The 17,893-nt window shown below is 39.7% G+C and carries 17 protein-coding genes; 2 read left to right on the top strand and 15 right to left on the bottom strand.

Annotation, left to right across the window (positions count from 1 at the left end):
* Positions 1–107 precede the first annotated feature (107 nt).
* The 10 genes from htpG to AC0UA9_RS08145 all read right to left on the bottom strand — a co-directional run bounded on the left by htpG (position 108) and on the right by AC0UA9_RS08145 (position 10,901).
* Complete coding sequence (gene htpG / locus AC0UA9_RS08190; RefSeq protein ID WP_475659202.1) at positions 108–2,069, bottom strand: molecular chaperone HtpG; 1,962 nt, start codon at positions 2,067–2,069, stop codon at positions 108–110.
* 396 nt (positions 2,070–2,465) lie between these two features.
* The gene (gene recR, locus AC0UA9_RS08185; protein WP_475659201.1) at positions 2,466–3,068 is read right to left on the bottom strand and encodes a recombination mediator RecR; all 603 of its coding nucleotides are present in this window, start codon (positions 3,066–3,068) and stop codon (positions 2,466–2,468) included.
* A gap of 86 nt (positions 3,069–3,154) precedes the next feature.
* Entirely contained in the window at positions 3,155–4,330 is a 1,176-nt protein-coding gene (locus tag AC0UA9_RS08180) for an ATP-NAD kinase family protein (protein ID WP_475659200.1), read from the bottom strand.
* The gene (locus AC0UA9_RS08175) at positions 4,318–4,881 is read right to left on the bottom strand and encodes an elongation factor P hydroxylase (RefSeq protein WP_475659199.1); all 564 of its coding nucleotides are present in this window, start codon (positions 4,879–4,881) and stop codon (positions 4,318–4,320) included. Before AC0UA9_RS08175 ends, AC0UA9_RS08180 begins: the two co-directional genes overlap by 13 nt.
* A gap of 185 nt (positions 4,882–5,066) precedes the next feature.
* A complete protein-coding gene (locus AC0UA9_RS08170) occupies positions 5,067–5,399 on the bottom strand; it encodes a Na+/H+ antiporter subunit G (protein ID WP_475659198.1) in 333 nt (110 codons plus the stop codon).
* Positions 5,400–5,412: 13 nt separating this feature from the next.
* Positions 5,413–5,682: a K+/H+ antiporter subunit F gene (locus AC0UA9_RS08165; RefSeq protein WP_475659197.1), complete on the bottom strand. Its 270-nt coding sequence runs from the start codon at positions 5,680–5,682 to the stop codon at positions 5,413–5,415.
* On the bottom strand, positions 5,676–6,212 hold the full coding sequence (locus AC0UA9_RS08160) for a Na+/H+ antiporter subunit E (protein WP_475659196.1): 537 nt from the start codon (positions 6,210–6,212) through the stop codon (positions 5,676–5,678). Before AC0UA9_RS08160 ends, AC0UA9_RS08165 begins: the two co-directional genes overlap by 7 nt.
* Entirely contained in the window at positions 6,212–7,765 is a 1,554-nt protein-coding gene (locus AC0UA9_RS08155; protein ID WP_475659195.1) for a monovalent cation/H+ antiporter subunit D, read from the bottom strand. Before AC0UA9_RS08155 ends, AC0UA9_RS08160 begins: the two co-directional genes overlap by 1 nt.
* Complete coding sequence (locus tag AC0UA9_RS08150) at positions 7,762–8,109, bottom strand: Na+/H+ antiporter subunit C (protein ID WP_475659194.1); 348 nt, start codon at positions 8,107–8,109, stop codon at positions 7,762–7,764. The genes AC0UA9_RS08155 and AC0UA9_RS08150 overlap by 4 nt, the downstream gene beginning before the upstream one ends.
* Positions 8,109–10,901, bottom strand: coding sequence for a monovalent cation/H+ antiporter subunit A (locus AC0UA9_RS08145; RefSeq protein ID WP_475659193.1), 2,793 nt, complete (start codon positions 10,899–10,901; stop codon positions 8,109–8,111). The genes AC0UA9_RS08150 and AC0UA9_RS08145 overlap by 1 nt, the downstream gene beginning before the upstream one ends.
* Before the next feature lie 366 nt (positions 10,902–11,267).
* Between AC0UA9_RS08145 and AC0UA9_RS08140 the strand changes: the two genes are divergently transcribed.
* On the top strand, positions 11,268–11,738 hold the full coding sequence (locus AC0UA9_RS08140) for an Lrp/AsnC family transcriptional regulator (protein ID WP_475659192.1): 471 nt from the start codon (positions 11,268–11,270) through the stop codon (positions 11,736–11,738).
* Between the two features lie 66 nt (positions 11,739–11,804).
* On the opposite strand, the gene AC0UA9_RS08135 is transcribed toward AC0UA9_RS08140, so the two are convergent.
* The 4 genes from AC0UA9_RS08135 to AC0UA9_RS08120 all read right to left on the bottom strand — a co-directional run bounded on the left by AC0UA9_RS08135 (position 11,805) and on the right by AC0UA9_RS08120 (position 15,483).
* Complete coding sequence (locus AC0UA9_RS08135) at positions 11,805–13,067, bottom strand: DUF3300 domain-containing protein (RefSeq protein WP_475659191.1); 1,263 nt, start codon at positions 13,065–13,067, stop codon at positions 11,805–11,807.
* 130 nt (positions 13,068–13,197) lie between these two features.
* Positions 13,198–14,523 carry an ATP-binding protein gene (locus tag AC0UA9_RS08130; RefSeq protein ID WP_475659190.1) on the bottom strand — a complete coding sequence of 442 codons (1,326 nt, stop codon included), beginning with the start codon at positions 14,521–14,523 and terminating at the stop codon, positions 13,198–13,200.
* A complete protein-coding gene (locus AC0UA9_RS08125) occupies positions 14,520–15,200 on the bottom strand; it encodes a response regulator transcription factor (RefSeq protein ID WP_475659189.1) in 681 nt (226 codons plus the stop codon). Before AC0UA9_RS08125 ends, AC0UA9_RS08130 begins: the two co-directional genes overlap by 4 nt.
* Before the next feature lies 1 nt (position 15,201).
* Positions 15,202–15,483, bottom strand: coding sequence for a PepSY domain-containing protein (locus tag AC0UA9_RS08120; protein ID WP_475659188.1), 282 nt, complete (start codon positions 15,481–15,483; stop codon positions 15,202–15,204).
* 240 nt (positions 15,484–15,723) lie between these two features.
* Here AC0UA9_RS08120 and AC0UA9_RS08115 point away from each other — a divergent pair, with 240 nt between their 5' ends.
* A complete protein-coding gene (locus AC0UA9_RS08115; RefSeq protein ID WP_475659187.1) occupies positions 15,724–16,581 on the top strand; it encodes a choice-of-anchor H family protein in 858 nt (285 codons plus the stop codon).
* Positions 16,582–16,719: 138 nt separating this feature from the next.
* Here the strand turns inward: AC0UA9_RS08115 and dnaJ are convergent, their stop codons facing one another.
* Complete coding sequence (gene dnaJ, locus AC0UA9_RS08110; RefSeq protein ID WP_475659186.1) at positions 16,720–17,859, bottom strand: molecular chaperone DnaJ; 1,140 nt, start codon at positions 17,857–17,859, stop codon at positions 16,720–16,722.
* Positions 17,860–17,893 lie beyond the last annotated feature (34 nt).

Raw genomic sequence — 17,893 nt, 5'->3', positions numbered from 1 at the left:
AAGCCTAGGATACAAAAAAGGAGCATTCATTTATAGTGAATTGCTCCTTTTTTCGACTAAAGTCTACAGTGTTAGCTACTTATAGCCATATTATATTATTTAATATGTTATTGAGTTAAGCTCAGCATCAGTTTGTTTAAGCGAGCAACAAAACTTGCTGGGTCTTTTAAGCTACCACGCTCGGCGAGCATTGCTTGCTCAAACAACACCTCTACCCATTGAGTGAACTTATCATCGTCTTGCTGATCAGCAACATGTTTAACAAGATCATGCTCACCGTTGATTTCAAAAATAGGTAATGTTTCTGGTACTTCTTGACCTACAGAAGCCATTAATTTTGCCATTTGGCTGCTCATGTCATTCTCATCACTTACAATACAAGCCGGTGAGTCTGTTAGGCGTTGCGACAGTTTCACTTCTTTTACTTTTCCTTTAAGCGCCTCTTTAATACGAACAACAACCGTATCGTATTCTTTTTCAAGCTTCTCTTGCGCTTCTTTGGTTTCTGCATCGTCCATGTCGCCTAAATCTAAGCCACCGCGGGTAACAGATTGTAGTTGCTTACCGTCAAACTCCGTTAAGTGACTTACTAGCCATTCATCAATTCTGTCTGACATTAATAATACTTCAATGCCTTTTTTACGGAAGACTTCTAAATGAGGACTATTTTTAGCGGCTTCAAAGCTGTCAGCAACCACGTAGTAAATTTTGTCTTGCCCTTCTTTCATACGCTCAACATAAGACGCTAAAGACACATTTTGAATAGCACTGTCTTCCTGGGTTGAAGCAAAGCGTAATAAACCAGCAATTTGTTCTTTATTGGCAATATCTTCAGCAGGACCTTCTTTTAATACTTGACCAAATTCATTCCAAAAACCTTGATATTTTTCAGCGTCTTTTTTGCCTAATTTCTCAAGCATTTTTAATACACGTTTAGTGCAACCTTTACGGATGGCTTGAGTAATTCTATTGTCTTGCAGTATTTCACGAGACACGTTTAATGGTAAATCATTAGAATCCAATAAACCTTTCACAAAACGTAAATAGGTTGGCATAAATTGTTCAGCGTCATCCATAATAAATACACGCTGTACATATAATTTTAAACCGTGTTGCTTTTCACGGTTGTACATATCAAAAGGGGCTTTAGTTGGTACGTATAACAACGAGGTATATTCTGTTTTACCTTCTACTCGGTTGTGCTCCCATAAGAGTGGATCGCCAAAGTCGTGTGAGACATGTTTATAAAACTCTTTATACTCGTCATCAGAAATATCTGATTTTTCTCGCGTCCACAACGCCGTTGCTTTGTTAACCGCTTCCCATTTAGCAGGTTCGGCATCACGCGCTTCAACACCATGCGTTGTTATATTCCCTTCATCATCTTTTACTTCTTCTACTGCTTCAACTGCAGGCACTTCTGGTGTAAGCATTTCAACTGACACAGAAATATGATCAGAGTACTTAGTTACGATAGATTTTAAGCGCCAATCATCAGCAAACTCTTTCTCTTCTTCTTTTAAGTGCAGAATAATATCGGTACCGCGATTGGCTTTATTGATAGTTGCGGTAGTGAAGTCTCCCTCGCCTGTACTTACCCATTCAACACCTTCAGAAGCATCATCACCGGCACGACGTGTACGAACTGTTACTTTATCAGCAACAATAAAAGCAGAATAAAAACCAACACCAAATTGACCAATTAATTGTGAATCAGCTGCTTGGTCACCTGAAAGTTGCGAAAAGAACTCAGCCGTACCTGATTTAGCAATAGTACCTAAATGCTCTATCACTTCGTCAAGGTTCATACCAATACCGTTATCTGAAATTGTGACTGTGTTGTTTTCTTTATCACAGCTTACGCGTACTCTTAGCTCGCCATCACCTTCAAATAATGCCGCATTTGATAACGCTTTAAAGCGTAACTTATCTGAAGCATCTGCCGCATTCGAGACTAATTCACGCAAAAATATTTCTTTATTTGAATAAAGGCTGTGAATCATTAGCTGAAGTATTTTTGCATTGTCTGAGGCAAATTCATGTTTTTGTGTTGTGCTTTCTGTTGTCATTATCTTTTATCCTGCTCGGTTTTCAATTTGATAAATTATTTATTAAGTAACTTATTACCCATAGGGTAAAATACACAATTGACTTAACTAAAGCCGCAATCAATTATACAGCTTACGGTCTGCTACTAGATTTGAGGCTTATTTATTTTTTTTCAAGGGATGGAGAGATTTATTCATGCATAAAATAGATTGTTATCGGCCCAGATCACAAACCCCTTAGTTAGAGGCACTTATTACTCTTTTGACATCATTGGCTTAAAAGACTTTTACTTGAGTACAGAGTTATTACTTCTAATAAATAGTGAATACCCACTTACATACAAACACTTTACTTCCTAACATGCAGTAAGGACGGGCGTTAAAAATATATTGAAAAGTCGCGTACGCATTAAACAGTTAAAAGTAACTTTTTCTTCCTGAAAATGCATGAGACAAGGTATTTCCGTCAACATATTCAAGTTCGCCGCCTACGGGGACTCCATGGGCTATGCGGGAGATATTCACCTGATGTTTTTGTGCTAGCTCGGCAATAAAGTGTGCAGTGGCCTCTCCTTCAACCGTTGGGTTAGTGGCTAGGATAACTTCCTCAAACTGTCCTGTGGCAAATTGTTTTTCTAAAATATCTAAACCTAAATCATCAGGCCCAATACCGTCAATGGGAGATAAGTGTCCCATTAAAACAAAATACTTGCCTGAGTATTCTCCTGTTTGTTCGATAGCGATCACATCGCCAGGGCTTTCAACAACACATAAGCTGGTCGCTATTTTCCTTTTTGGACTTTGACAGATTTCACATAAGTTTTGCTCGGTAAAATTGCGACATGCTTGGCAATGGCCAATGTTTGTCATTGCTTGCGCTAATACCGTTGCCAGCTTAGTACCACCACGGCGATTACGCTCTAACAACTGAAACGCCATACGCTGGGCTGATTTTGCGCCAACGCCAGGCAAACATTTTAATGCATCAATAAGTTCTTGTACTAATGGGCTAAATTTCATAAATCCTGCCTTTTAAAAGTATGTAATCGTTGTAATGACAATAGTGTACTGGTTTGGAACTACCGCTTAGCAATAGAGTGAAAATACTATAAAGGGCTTGATACAGGGTAAAGTACTTGGTCTTTATAACCGGTGGTTATTGGCATAAAGCCCGACAATAACTGATCTAACGCGTGATCGCCAGTGTCACAAATTAACGGTTTATTATGTAATGCTGTTAGCTTTGCCTTAGTAGCAATAATGATAATGTTTTCTTTTTTACCGCTTTGTTCAATAATAAAGCGAATAATCCTGGGGCTTAACTGCTGATTACCTCGGCCAAAAATATGCCCTTGCCCGCCAATGAGCGTAATAACTAAGCTCACCCTTTGGTTGTTTTTTTTAGCTTCTACAAGATACTGCCACAGTTGGCTTTCAGTCACATCATTGGCAACTAAAGCTTGGTTTTGAACTAGGTCAACCCCCAGTAAAGTACTATTAATATTCAATTCATGCATTAAAAAATCTGTGGTTGAACCCGAGCCAATAATAAATAAACGTTCATCGTCGTCAGCCATTTGCTCGATAACATCTTCACTAATGTCATGTAGGACAAGTTCGTCTGACTCTACCCCACCAGATTTTACCGCTTGCACATACCTAAGCTCACTGGGTATTTGCATTTCGCCAAAACGTTTAGCTTTCACTACACCTTGGCGAAATAACAACTCATCTATATCCATGACGTCGCCGTCTGTTAAGGTAACGAGTTGCTTGGTAACCATCAGCTCAACTATGCGCCCTGCGGCTATAGGGGTTATAGCATACACCCCAGAGTGTATTTTACACCCAGCAGGGATACCAAGTACTGGCACTTGCGAGCCTGACTTTCGCGCTGAATTTACGCTGATAACTTTGGCAATATTACGTGCTGTACCATCCCCTCCAGCAAATAAAATAATATCGACCTGCTCAGCAATTAATGCAGCAACAGTTTGTTCGGTATCACCGGCTTGTGTACTAATATTATTACTTTGATAAACAACTTTAACGTTAAACCCTAAGGCGTTAGCGGCAAGCTCACCCATTTGGTTGTTGGCTGTATAGATGGTTATATCATCTTTATAAGGTAATAAAACCTTTAGCGCAGTTTGTGTGCGCTCATTCGCTTTCAGCTCTGCCCCTAATGCTAGCGCCTGATTTAGCATATTATCGCTGCCCTTTAAGGCAACACTACCACCTACGCCCGCAATGGGGTTGATTACTAAGCCTAGTTTAAACATATTTTATTTTCTTCAATTAGTTGCTTGTCAATAAAGTGTTCAAGGGTAAGCGGGAGTCTTGTCTGATAAAATTGTGCTAGCGCCTCAATAAACTGATTGGCTCTTTTAGGGAACCCCTGCGTTAGAAACACCAAGACCTGCTGAAACACTTTCTCCTTAAAGGCGCTATTATCCGCTTGAAAGCCGTTTAAATTGTCTGACGATACGTGAAATGTTCTTTGCGCTGCTGCATTAAAAGCCCACTCGATTGCTTGAGGGATAACTTCAACCTGCTCAAAGCTAGCTTGCTGCTGCTCATTCCGTCCGTCTGGCACATACCAGTAACCATAATCTTCTAATAAGCGTCTTTTAGCTCCCGCATGGCACCAATGAGCAATCTCATGGAAAGCGCTGGCATAGTAACCCCTGGCAAAAACTATTTGGTTATAACGACAGTTACTATTTTTGGGGATATAAATGGGCTCGTCTCCACCCTTAATTAATTTTGTATTGTATTCTTGGCTGAAGGTTTGATCAAAAAGCGCTATTAAATCTTGGTAATGGTATGACATAGTGTTAGTAAAAATTCAGTAAGTAAACTTTTATTAGATGGTATTCAATGAGTAATGTTTTATTAAATAAAGATTTAGTATTAAGCAAAAACGCAAGTATGGTAACGAAAAATGACGCCTGAAACAGCGCCATTTTCCCAGTTTACCTTAAGCTTCGGTTATAACAATTAACATCATAATATTGTTTATATATCTTCGCCAATATTCTCTTTGCCTTTAGTACGCTCTATACTGTTAAGCTTATGGTGTATAGCTGATTTGATCATCATATAAGCACTGATTGGTGCGGTAAGCAAAAGAAAAATAGAAATCAGTATTTCTTTTACACTTAACCCTGCTTGTGAAGTACTAAAGAAAACCATTGACGCGGTTAACAGTGCTGCCATACCTAATGTTGTTGCTTTGGTTGGCCCATGAAGGCGCATAAAAAAGTCAGGCATTTTCACTAAGCCAATAGAGCCTATTAGCACAAATGAGCCACCAATTAATAATAATATTGAAATAATCCATTCAACCATATTCTACTCTCCGTTACTCTATAATGTCGCCACGTAATAAGTATTTACATACTGCAACAGTGCTAACAAAACCAAGCATTGCAATTAATAAGGCAGCTTCATAATACAGCTCTGTCCCCATGCCCATGCCATATAAAATAATCAGTGCGATGCTGTTAACATACATGGTATCAAGGGCAAGTATTCTGTCAGAAACCGAAGGACCTCTTAACAGGCGCCATACATTTAATAACAGTGATACGCCTATCATAGCAAGCACAATTAAGATTACCATTTCTAGCATTGAAATATCTCCTTCAGGGGTGCCTCATAACGTTGTTTAATTGTCTCTATTAATGCCTGCTCATCGGTAAGGTTTAAAACATGTATTAATAAATAACGCTGTTTAGGAGCCTGCCCAGCCACAATACTTTCTCTCCAAGGATAAACTTCCGCACTGACAGTTCCAGGTGTTAAGGACACCGTACTGGCTAAAATAGTAATCGGCATACTTTGTGTTAAATCGATTGGTACCTTAACAAAACCGGGCGTTAATTTTTTATTTGGCCCTAGAATTAAGAGTGCTACCTGAAGGTTGGCCACTATAATGTCATATAAAACAAGTAATAAATGGCGCAATGCTAAAACAGGTTTTACCACCACAGGCTGCTTGGTTCTAAATGGGCTAGTAACCAAAGGAATAATGATAGCGAGCATGGTAGCCAAAACAATATGCCCCGCTGACACACTGTTATTTAATAGTAACCATACCAAAAATAATAAAAGACTAAGTATTGGGGTCGGTAACCATGTAAATCGATTGGTGCAGCGCATTACTGGCCTCCTGAAAGAATAACGTGAATATTGCTATTAAAGTCATGCAGTTGAGTAGCAGCATTAATAGCATACTCAGTGAGTGGCCCAGCGAAGATGCTCATTAAAGGCGCACCAGCAAGCAGAATAAGTAGTGCGGTTAGCTCTGCCGGATGAACACGTTCTTGGGCTGTTTTATCCGTGGCTTTGTGGTCAGTAGTTTTAGTTTTAGCGCTTTTGTTATTTGTCTGGTGTTGCCAAAACATTGTACTCCCTGCTTTAGAAACGGCAAACAATATCGCTAAACTTGCCAGTAAATAAAGCGGCCAAAATATAAAACTATATTCTGTATTTAAGGTCGCTTTTAGCAGCCATATTTTGCCAATAAACCCCGATAAAGGCGGCATGCCTATCACTGCTACCGCAGCAACGACAAAAGCAGCCCCTAATAACATAGGCTGAGCCACAGGTGAGCCCGGTGTTATTCGGTCACCAACTTTACCTCGTTGGCGGCCAATAAGGTCAGCTAAAATAAAAAGTGCTGCCGTGACTAAGGTTGAATGTACCAAGTAATAAATAGCGGCTGAGCTCGCTTCAACGGTTTGTACCGTAACTAAGGCCACTAAAGTCCCCACTGAAACAATCACCAAATTCGCAACTAACCTTCTTAAATCTTGGCTCGCTAAAACGCCCACTGCTCCCATTAAAATGGTAGCTAAGGCTAACCACCACAACCAATTGTGCGCCATGTGGGTTAATTCACCGGCATTTTCCCCAAAGATTAGTGTATAAACACGCATCATTGAATACACACCGACCTTGGTCATGATAGCAAACAGGGCAGCAACAATCGGCATTGCTGTCGCATAGGTATTAGGTAGCCATAAATGTAACGGCAATAAAGCACCTTTTAAGGCGAACACCACTAATAACAACAAGCCACCTATTTTAGCAAGGTAAACATCATCCCCTTGTAATAGCGATACTTTTTGCGCCATGTCAGCCATATTCAGTGTGCCTAAAACACCATATAGAACCCCCAAACCAATTAAAAAAACGGCTGAGCCTACAAGATTCATAATTACATACTGCAAGGCGGCACGGGTATTTTTTTTATCGCCACCATGCATTAATAAGGCATACGATGCAATAAGCAACACTTCAAAAAATACAAATAGATTAAACGCATCGCCTGTTAAAAATGCCCCATTAACGCCAAAAACTAAAAACAGCACCAGAGGATGAAAAAAACTACCTTTTTCATCATCGCCTGCACAAGCATATACAACGCATACCAACCCCAGTAATGCACTTAAACAAACCAGTAACGCTGACAGCGAATCTGCAACAAGTACAATACCAAAAGGCGCGCTCCAATTACCCACAGCGTATACTAGAACGCCATCGGCTTGTACCTTAAATAACAACGCCAATGAAGCTAACAAGGTAATAACACTTAAGGCAACAGAAGCAAACCGCCGAATGCTTTTCTTTTTACCACAGGGTGGCAATAATAAAAGAATACCTGCCAACATTGGCAATAAAACAGGCAGGGAGGTTAAATGCTCAGTCATACTTTTCTCTTTTTTATTTTATCTGGAACTTGCCCATTGACATGGTCATTACCTAAATCAGCACGCCCTCTTATTGATAAGATAACCACAAACGCTGTCATGGCAAAACCTATTACAATTGCCGTTAGCACAAACGCTTGTGGTAGCGGGTCGGCATATTCACTGCTTTGCCCAAGCACTACAGCGCTGTTAAGGCTAAGGCGTCCTGAGGCAAAAAGAAATAAGTTAACAGCATAGGAAAGCATGGTTAACCCTAAAACAACGGGAAACGTTCTAGAGCGTAAAATTAAAAACACACCACAAGAAACTAAAAGCCCAACACTGGCTGCGTAAAGTAATTCCATTAAAGATTAACCTCTGCTTTGGGGGCGTTAGCTGTCACTTTACCCAGATGCGCTAAAATCATTAACGTTGCCCCGACTACGGTAATATAAACGCCTAAATCAAAAACTAATGCACTGGCAAGTTCTATTTCACCAATAAGCGGGATAGAGAAATAATCAAACCAGGTTGTCATGAAAGGTTTATCAAAAAACCAACTGCCAATCCCAGTAAATAGTGCAATAGCCAGCCCTGTTGCAATGATTTTGCGATAATTAATGGTTAAACGTTCTGCAATCCAATTTGAACCATGCGCTATATATTGTAAAATAAAAGCAATAGCCGTAACTAATCCGGCAATAAAACCACCACCTGGAAGGTTATGACCGCGCAAAAAGATATAAAACGACACCAAGAGCGCTAGTGGTAATAACGACTGAGAAATACTGGCTAGTAATATAGGGTAACGCTCTTTCGCCCAGGGGCGCCCATCACTGTCACTGCCTGGCATAAACAGCGGTAGTTTAACGAGTAATTTAGAAATTCCTAGCGCAGCAATGCCTAACACGGCTATTTCTCCTAGCGTATCAAAACCACGAAAGTCAACCAGAATAACATTGACAACATTGGTTCCCCCGCCACCTGTCTTGGCATTGGCAATAAAGAAATCAGAGATAGATTCAAACGGGCGGGTTATTAGTGCGTAACAAATACTTCCAACTACAACACCTAAAGCAGATGATATGCCTAAGTCTCGTAACACACGCATCGAGCTTGATTCTTTTGGTGAGTGTTGTGGTAAGAAAAATAAAGCCAACATTAGTAGCACAATAGTGACTACTTCTACGGTTAATTGTGTTAATGCTAAGTCTGGCGCTGAAAAGCGCGTAAATATAACCGCAACCATTAACCCAACCACTGACAGCATCAATAGCGACGCCATCCGTGTGCGATACCAAATAACAGTACTTAACGCTCCTATCATTAATAACGCAGCGCCTAATGCATTATGCATACTAATGGGCGTTAAGTTTTTTGCACCCACTAGCGTAGTCATTTCAAACAACGGCCATCCAGCGGCCAGTAATACCACCACAAACATTAACATTAAATAGCGCTGCAACGAGCCATTCTCGATGGAAACTATTTTATTTTGGCTCCACTTAATCATCAAATAAACGAGGTTATCGAAACCTTTCTTCGCATTCATTGGCGGCAGTGAGCGTTGAAATTTAAACAAATGGTGACGCTGTGTGTAAATCAGTATTCCCCCTGTTACTGCAATAGCGCTCATTAATAGTGGCAGATTTAAGCCGTGCCATATTGCTACCTTAAATTCTGGCACATAACCACCAAGCACAGATAAAGAAGCGGAAGTTAGGATATCGTTTACAATAAAGTTAGGGAATATACCCACAAGTAAGCATAAGGCAACAAGTACCTCAATTGGCACTCGCATATAACGCGGCGGTTCATTGGGTTGTTTAGGTAAATTAATGGGTTCACCATTAAAGAAAACATCATGGATAAAGCGCGCTGAGTAAGCAACAGAAAAGGCCCCTGCCACAGTCGCCAGTACCGGTATTATCCACGACATAGAGCCCAATAACTGTTGCTGCAGTGTTTCAGTAAAAAACATTTCTTTAGATAAAAAACCGTTTAACAAGGGGACGCCTGCCATTGCCGCCGCTGCAACCATTGCTAGAGTCGCGGTATACGGCATGTACCGCCACATACCATTAATTTTCCTCATATCACGGGTACCGGTTTCATGGTCAATAATTCCCGTAGCCATAAATAAAGAGGCTTTAAACGTTGCATGATTAATAATATGAAAAATTGCCGCGACGGCGGCAAGCTCGGTATTCAAGCCGAATAATAATGTGATCAAGCCTAAGTGACTAATCGTTGAATAGGCTAATAGCCCTTTTAGATCGTGTTTAAACAAAGCAACATAAGCGCCGAATAACAAGGTAGTAAGCCCTGTGATACTCACAATAACAAACCAAATATCCGTCCCTGCTAGTGCAGGGTAAAAACGTGCCAATAAAAATATCCCTGCTTTTACCATAGTGGCTGAGTGCAGGTAGGCACTTACGGGGGTTGGCGCTGCCATGGCATGCGGTAACCAAAAATGAAAAGGAAATTGGGCTGATTTAGTAAAAGCGCCTAACAGTACTAATACCAAAGCGACTTCATACCAGTCATGTGACTGAATCAGGTCTTTACTCGCTAAAATAACATCTAAATTATAACTACCAGCAATGTTGCTTAATAATAGTAAACCTGCAAGCAATGCTAAACCACCACCACCAGTGATCGTTAAGGCCATTATCGCCCCTTTACGCGCTTCAGATTTCTGCCACCAATAACTAATTAATAAAAAGGAGCTAATACTGGTAAGTTCCCAAAAGAACCACAGTTGAATAACGTTGTTTGACATAACAATGCCCAGCATTGCCGTCATAAACAACATCAAATACGAATAGAGTTTAGGCATTGAATCTTCACTGCTGAGGTAATAACGCGCATAGAATATAACTAAAATTCCAATTGCCAATATCATAAAAACAAACAGAAGTGATAAGCCATCTAGGCGCAAAGCGATATCAATACCTAACAGCGGGATCCATGAGATTGTTTGTCGAATTTCTTCACCAGAAAAAACAGCGGGGGCCAAGTTAACCGTCATTGCTAATGCAATGATGGGCATTAACAGCGACAAAGTTGTCGATTGATTACGTGTTAGTTTCCCCGTCATTGAAGAAATTATACTGCCAAGTAAGGATAGCAAGGGTATCCAAAGCAAAGTCATAAAGTAAGCCTTTTTTATTAGTGTCGTTAGTACGACCGTAAACTATATTCGTGTGATGATTCATGTATTTAATAGCGTATTACAGTATACAACACTAAAACGATTTTACTGTATTACACTTTGAGTTGTCTATAGTCTGTTATGATAGTTTATCCGGCTCTTTGATGCTTTTCGCTGTCTTTTAGCGTAAAAAAGTTAATTTACTGCAGATAAAATGCTAAAAAGACATGATAATGATATGTTTTATATTAAAATTATCATAACGCAGTACGAACACTAGTAGTCGCGCTTATATTAGGTGTACTCTTTATCAGAATCACATAGCAGTTAAAGCCTTACTTAAAAGAAGTCATTTACAGGTGAACAATGAAAAAACTAGATAACATCGATTTACAAATATTAACAATTTTATACCAAGATGCTGATATAACTAATAAGGAATTAGCTGAAAAAACAAGCATTGCGCCGTCAACTTGCCTAGAGCGAGTAAAGCGTTTGAAGCTAAATGGCGTAATAAAAGGCGCTTTTATTGATGTTAACCCTAATACTATTGGCGGTAATATTGAAGCTATTGCAGCGATTCGTTTACAGCCTTATTCAGAAGATATTGTTAACAAATTTCGTGATGACTTGTTAAAGTATCCAGAAATACTAAACCTTTACCATATGGGGGGAAGTTTTGATTACTATATTCACATGTCGGTCAAAGATAGTGAGCATTTACGTCAATTTGTTTTTAAAAATATAACCTCTCGCGATGAAGTAACTACCGTAGAAACATCCCTTGTTTTTGAACATAGTCGTAGTGGTGTACTACCAAATTTTCAAAGCGATTAAGCTGCTAGCTTACAGGCGCTAACCCTATATTTTGCTATCTTGTTTATTGTATTTATTTGCTCTGTACTAGCGCTGCTTTACTGCAGGATGGTTTTTCTTTACTGTTGCTTGCGCCTTTCGCACCTGTGTACGTATACTTTTCTGACCTTTAGTCTCGACGCTGCTTTGCTGCAACTTACTCGGCTTCACTCTTTTGTGTTGCTTTACTTTGTCGTATTGTACTTTATTACTTCGCTGTTCAATTTTACCTTGTTTAACACGCGTGTTTCTCTTAGCGTGGGTAGATTGCAATGGCGAGGAGTGATCTAGGTTTTGTTTATTTCTAACATGCCTTGTCTCCCTTGCGCTACGTTTATTTACATGGCTTCCCCGCAACGAGTCTTGCTGCAACTTACCCCGAATAGTTTTTGAAGATTTTACCCAGTGATACTTATTTACCTTGTTGCCATAATATTTCTGACGCGTGTTTTTACTGCGGTACGCAACACCTTTTCTATGGATAGGTTGGTGCACCCAGCGCTTAGCGTAGCCGCCGTGAGAAATAGCACGACCTGGGCGATACTGATGTGACTTAGACGGATTAATAACAACAACGTGGCGCTTATGCCAATGAAATGAACTAAAAAAGTAATTAAATGATATATGAACACCCGAATGCCAATAAAAAGGGTTACGGTGATTAACATAAACACGGTGCGCAGGTCGCCAATATACTGGCGGATATGACGCCCAATGCCACGTTCCATAAACCATTCGAGTGTCGTAATACGGCACATAAACTATTGACTTTTTGGCTGGCTCAATAATAATATCATGCTCTTCATAGCTTACAGCTACATTGTCCATTTTGCTCAGGTTGCCCGCTACTCTGGCTTGTTGTCTCAGTGTTTGTATACTGGCAAGCACACGAGATTCCTCTTCAAGAAAAGCATTGCCTAATTGTTGCATCCAACTTAAATCATCACTTAAGCGGTTGAGTATTTGTTCAAACGGCACTAGCGCTTTAACGCTGGCATCCCAATCAAACTTTTCAATAGCTTGGGCTATTTGTGCTTCATTAAGTTGATTATTTTTAACTAACCACCGTTGCGCCTCTATCACTTCTATCGGGTAGGTTGAAGAGATCAATATATGCGTTAGCAAACTGTCAGGATATAACGCTATTGGCGCCAGCATCTGCGCTAACTCTGCCTCACTCAGTTGCAGTGGCTCTTGTTGCTTATAGTCATGCGCTACTTGGCTCTCTAACTGATAACTTTGTTGGGAAGTTGCAGAACAACTCGCCAAGCTGCCAATAAGTAAACTCAATAATAAAGTAGAGTATTTCATCTTAATAATCCTTATAACTGATCGTAAGTAACAAGCATAACTGCTCTAAACTGAACACAAGCTGAATAAGGTTGGTGTTTAATCGCCAAGCAAGTTTATTATCGACAGAGCCGCCGATATAGGGCAACAATTACAGCTCAAACACGAGGGTGAATGCGGCTCCACCGAGTTTTTTTGATTGACTAATTAATAACTGGCCTTGGTAGCTGTTCACTAAATCATTAACAACTGCCAAACCAATACCATGCCCCGCTTGGTAGGTGTCTGCTCTACCACCCCTTGATAAAATATAGGCTTGCTCAGATTGCTTTACCCCGTCGCCATCATCAGCAATTTTAATCGTTAGCTTTTTGTTTTTGCTGGTAGCGTCAATGGCTATACTTCCTTTGGCCGCTTTACAGGCGTTATCGAGTATATTACCTAAAATTTCCATTAAATCTGCTTCATCACCTTTGAACAGTACTGATTTTTCAATATTGACTGCAAAAGAGAGTTCATTATCTTGGTAAATTTTAGCTAATGTTTTCACTAATTTATCAACCACAGTTTTTACCTGAACACCTAAATACCAAGACGACTGTCCCGCACTTTGCGCACTTTTTAGCTGATGTTCAATAATTTGATTAATACGCTGTAGTTGTTCACTCCCACTTGCTGAAATTTCTTTTTGACTTTGTATAACAGCCAGTGGGTTTTTAAGGCTATGCGCTAAGTCTGCTAAAGCGTTACGGTAACGCTTACGTTGGTTTTCTTCTGTTACTAATAGGGTATTTAATTGTTGTGTTACCTGCTGCAGTTCAAGCGGATAAGTTGCCGTTAATGACTTTTTTTCGCCCTTTTCTATTTGTTCAAGCTCACTGGTTAATAAAGTTAATGGCTTCAGTGTCCATAATAACCAAAAAACTTGCACACTAACAAAGACAAACATAAGTGCCAGCAACCATCCCCAAAGTTTGTGTTTAAAAGCATTAAGCGCGCTTAATAATTGCTGCTGGTCTTTAATAATATGCAAAGTAACGGGAAAGTTATCTCCGTTGTCAGAAAAACTAACGCTAAAGCTAAAAAGTAAATGGCGACTATTCGCTACTGTTATGGTTGAAAACTTTGTCTCTCCGACCGCAGGCGAAGCTAACAACGGGGGTAAAGATACTGTTAATAAGGATTGTGACTGCCATAGTGGTGTACTTTTATCATTAACTAACGGCGTTATTAATGCGTATAAGCCCGACTGGTTTACATTAAATTGACTTTCTAATAAGTGCTCTGGCATAAGCAATTGCTGACTATCAACTTCTGCTACAGTAAAAATAGAGTAACTATAAGCTTTGAGCTCATTTTGACTTGCTAAGGTGAGTTGGCGTTCAAAAGCATTACTTAAAGTAAAACCAATAATAGGCAGCATGATCACTGTCATAATGAGCGTGCTAACCAGTAACCGCGCTTTTAAAGAGTTCATTCGTTACTCAATCGCTTTAATTTATAACCTTGTCCGCGCCTAGTTTCGATGAAACCATATTCACCGCTAGGATCAAGTTTTTTCCTTAAACGTCTAATAAAAACTTCGATAACATTAGAATCAAGGTCAAAGTCTTGGTCATATATATGTTCAGTTAATATGCTCTTAGAGCTCACTTCACCAAGGTGTAGCATCATATACTCAAGCAATTTGTACTCAGAGCTACTTAGCTTTATTACTTGATTATTAACGGCGACTTCTTGGCTTTTAGTGTTAAGTGTTAATGGCCCATTTATAATTAGTGGGCTTGCCTGCCCAACTGAGCGCCTAATTAGCGCATTTAAGCGGGCAAGTAACTCTTCTGCTTGAAATGGTTTTGTTAAGTAATCATCAGCGCCTGCATCTAAACCAGCAACCTTGTCTTGCCATCGATCTCTTGCAGTTAACACTAAAATGGGAAAGCCAATATTGTTTTCACGTAATGCTTTTATTACGCTAATGCCATCAATAATAGGCAAGCCTATATCGATTATTGCGGCATCGTAAGGGTATTCTTGTCCTTGAAATAAACCTGTCTCGCCATCATTGGCAACATCAACGACATAGTTAGCTTCAACGAGATGTTGATATAGGTTTTCTTGTAAGGCTAAGTCATCTTCTATCAATAATAAGCGCATACTATTTGCCACTCACTCGGCCAGTTTTCGCATCAACTACCACTGAAATGATATGACCATTGGCTTTTATTAATTTCACGCGATAATTCGCCTGTTGTTTTTGTACTTTAAGCACCTTCCCCCCCAAACGATTCTGGGCTATTTGAGCCGCTTGCTTGCTATTACTTACCCTTAACTGCTGTTTAGTTTTTTGGTGCGTGCTCAGGGTGGGGAACGCAGCATTAACACTGATCGGAGTGTAAACTATAGAAAAAAGGAAAAAGAGGATTAGAAAAAATTTCATTAGGGTTCCAAATGCGCCATGTTATAGCGTTATAAACTTATTACTGTCTTGTAAGCTTATTTAAAATAATACCGCTTGGCAACTGAATGTAAGCTGAACGAACATTCCTTAACTATAGCGCTTTTTATCTTAACTCCCTTACGCTTTCACAGGTTAAAGTCAATTTGAAAAACCATTCAGCTTACATTCATCTTGAGTACGTTTTAATAGCAGCATATTCACAGCTCGAAAGGATAGCTCATGCTTAACACAAATAACCTCACCAAAGCGCTTAAATTTACCTTCTTATCAACAAGCCTACTCTTGGCCATAACTCAACTAGTCGTTGCTAAACAGATTAGTGTTGATGAAGCAGCGAATGAGCCTGTGTTATATAAGACCATCTCGCAAGGCCTACCTAAGCGTGAGCTTAATGATGAACAAAGACAACGGATTATCCAAAAAAATAAATTTGAGATAAATAAAGCGCAGATAGACAACACTCTCCAAGTTCCTCCAAGACATAAGCGCGAAACGATATTAAAAACGCGAGAATCATTGCGCAATAGTGCGATAAAAGCAGATGATGCGCGAAAAAGCCGGCCTAATTATTATGCTGATTATGGTATTTATAGCGCTTCAAGTTTTTTACTTGATGATGTTGACGGTGATGGTTTTTACCAAACCTTTAGCGTGGTTTTTGATGCTGACTTGTATAGCTATACACAACATCGCCAAGCAGAAGTATATGCGTTACTGTACATTAGCAAAGGCGGTGGGCCTTGGCTGCACTATTTCACGACTGATAACTTCGTAATTGACGCTGAATCAAGCGATGACGAGTATGAAGTTATTACCACCTTTATCTCTGACTATAGCACTGACTATTACGATGTTTTAATTGATTTATATCAGGTAGGCTATACCGATATTGTTGCAACTTATAGCGCTGATAACAGTAACGCCTTGTATGCTTTACCTCTAGAAAGTGCTGACTATGACCAGCCTTACATTGAAGTGATTGAAGTTTACGGCGCTGGTAGCTTTTCTTTACTGGTTTTATTGTTGACTATAGTGCTCAGTATTTTTCGCTTAAACGTTCAAGGTAAAAAAGAGTAATCTCTGTAAGTTTTACCAAGTTGATTAAGAGAGCAACAAGAAAATAACTAATGAGGCTAATAATAAAAAACCACAAAAATAATTTTTGTGGTTTTTATCGTTAATAACTGCAGTTTATTGCGCTTAAACTCTCTTCGGTTAGCTTTTTAAATCATCAAAGAATTTTTTCACACCATCGAAGAAGCCTGTTTCTTTTGGGCTATGTTTTTTACTGCTTTTACCCATTTTTTCTTCTAATTGGCGAAGTAAGTCTGCCTGGTCACCTGATAAATTAATAGGTGTTTCAAGTACCACTTTACACATTAAATCACCCGTAATAGCACTACGCACTGATTTAACACCTTTGCCCCGCAAGCGGAACATTTTCCCTGTTTGTGTTTCTTTTGGCACTTTTAATTTAACTTTGCCGCCTAGGGTTGGCACTTCAATTTCACCACCTAATGCTGCAGTAACAAAACTAATAGGCACTTCACAATATAAGTGATTTTCGTCACGAACAAAGATGTCATGCTCACGCACATTTACTTGTACGTATAAATCACCTGCTGGTGCACCATGTTCGCCTGCTTCACCTTCACCAGACAAGCGAATTCTATCACCTGTATCAACACCTGCGGGTATTTTAACAGATAAAGTTTTAGTTTTTTCAACGCGTCCTTGTCCACGACATGAAGTACAGGGATCTGAGATTACTTTACCTTTACCACTACACGTAGGACAGGTTTGTTGAACAGCAAAAAGCCCTTGGCGCATTTGCACTTGCCCATGACCATGACAGGTTGTACAGGTTTTAGCAGAAGTACCTTTTTTAGCGCCTGAACCATCACAAGGCTCACAACTAACAAAGGTAGGTACTTTTATCTCTAAGCTTTTGCCCTTAACCGCATCTTCAAGGGTTAACTCAACGTTATAGCGTAAATCTGAGCCACGCTGTGCACGAGACTGACGACCACCTCGACCTCTACCACCACCAAATATATCACCAAATATATCACCAAAGGCATCACCGAAGTCACCGTGACCACCGCCGCCGTGACCGCCGTATCCACCTTGTTCAAAAGCAGCATGGCCGTATTGATCGTAAGCGGCACGCTTTTGATCATCTTTTAATACTTCATATGCTTGTTGAATTTCTTTAAAGGTTTCTTCTTTTACTTTATCACCCTTAGTTCTGTCAGGATGAAACTTCATCGCTAACTTCTTATAGGCTTTTTTAATATCGCGCTCACTCGCATCTTTCGACACTCCAAGCACTGCATAATAATCACGTTTAGACATAAATAACTTCTTTTATTTTGCACTTTAATTGACA

This window comes from Colwellia sp. F1 (assembly GCF_056238625.1).
Note: the sequence above shows the minus strand (reverse complement) of the source record. Positions and strands in the feature narration are given on the sequence as shown.

What these genes read in the sequence shown, in the direction of transcription:
- htpG (WP_475659202.1), bottom strand. Translation starts at nt 2,069, where the DNA reads ATGACAACAGAAAGCACAACACAAAAACATGAATTTGCCTCAGACAAT.
- recR (WP_475659201.1), bottom strand. Translation starts at nt 3,068, where the DNA reads ATGAAATTTAGCCCATTAGTACAAGAACTTATTGATGCATTAAAATGT.
- AC0UA9_RS08180 (WP_475659200.1), bottom strand. Translation starts at nt 4,330, where the DNA reads ATGTTTAAACTAGGCTTAGTAATCAACCCCATTGCGGGCGTAGGTGGT.
- AC0UA9_RS08175 (WP_475659199.1), bottom strand. Translation starts at nt 4,881, where the DNA reads ATGTCATACCATTACCAAGATTTAATAGCGCTTTTTGATCAAACCTTC.
- AC0UA9_RS08170 (WP_475659198.1), bottom strand. Translation starts at nt 5,399, where the DNA reads ATGGTTGAATGGATTATTTCAATATTATTATTAATTGGTGGCTCATTT.
- AC0UA9_RS08165 (WP_475659197.1), bottom strand. Translation starts at nt 5,682, where the DNA reads ATGCTAGAAATGGTAATCTTAATTGTGCTTGCTATGATAGGCGTATCA.
- AC0UA9_RS08160 (WP_475659196.1), bottom strand. Translation starts at nt 6,212, where the DNA reads ATGCGCTGCACCAATCGATTTACATGGTTACCGACCCCAATACTTAGT.
- AC0UA9_RS08155 (WP_475659195.1), bottom strand. Translation starts at nt 7,765, where the DNA reads ATGACTGAGCATTTAACCTCCCTGCCTGTTTTATTGCCAATGTTGGCA.
- AC0UA9_RS08150 (WP_475659194.1), bottom strand. Translation starts at nt 8,109, where the DNA reads ATGGAATTACTTTACGCAGCCAGTGTTGGGCTTTTAGTTTCTTGTGGT.
- AC0UA9_RS08145 (WP_475659193.1), bottom strand. Translation starts at nt 10,901, where the DNA reads ATGACTTTGCTTTGGATACCCTTGCTATCCTTACTTGGCAGTATAATT.
- AC0UA9_RS08140 (WP_475659192.1), top strand. Translation starts at nt 11,268, where the DNA reads ATGAAAAAACTAGATAACATCGATTTACAAATATTAACAATTTTATAC.
- AC0UA9_RS08135 (WP_475659191.1), bottom strand. Translation starts at nt 13,067, where the DNA reads ATGAAATACTCTACTTTATTATTGAGTTTACTTATTGGCAGCTTGGCG.
- AC0UA9_RS08130 (WP_475659190.1), bottom strand. Translation starts at nt 14,523, where the DNA reads ATGAACTCTTTAAAAGCGCGGTTACTGGTTAGCACGCTCATTATGACA.
- AC0UA9_RS08125 (WP_475659189.1), bottom strand. Translation starts at nt 15,200, where the DNA reads ATGCGCTTATTATTGATAGAAGATGACTTAGCCTTACAAGAAAACCTA.
- AC0UA9_RS08120 (WP_475659188.1), bottom strand. Translation starts at nt 15,483, where the DNA reads ATGAAATTTTTTCTAATCCTCTTTTTCCTTTTTTCTATAGTTTACACT.
- AC0UA9_RS08115 (WP_475659187.1), top strand. Translation starts at nt 15,724, where the DNA reads ATGCTTAACACAAATAACCTCACCAAAGCGCTTAAATTTACCTTCTTA.
- dnaJ (WP_475659186.1), bottom strand. Translation starts at nt 17,859, where the DNA reads ATGTCTAAACGTGATTATTATGCAGTGCTTGGAGTGTCGAAAGATGCG.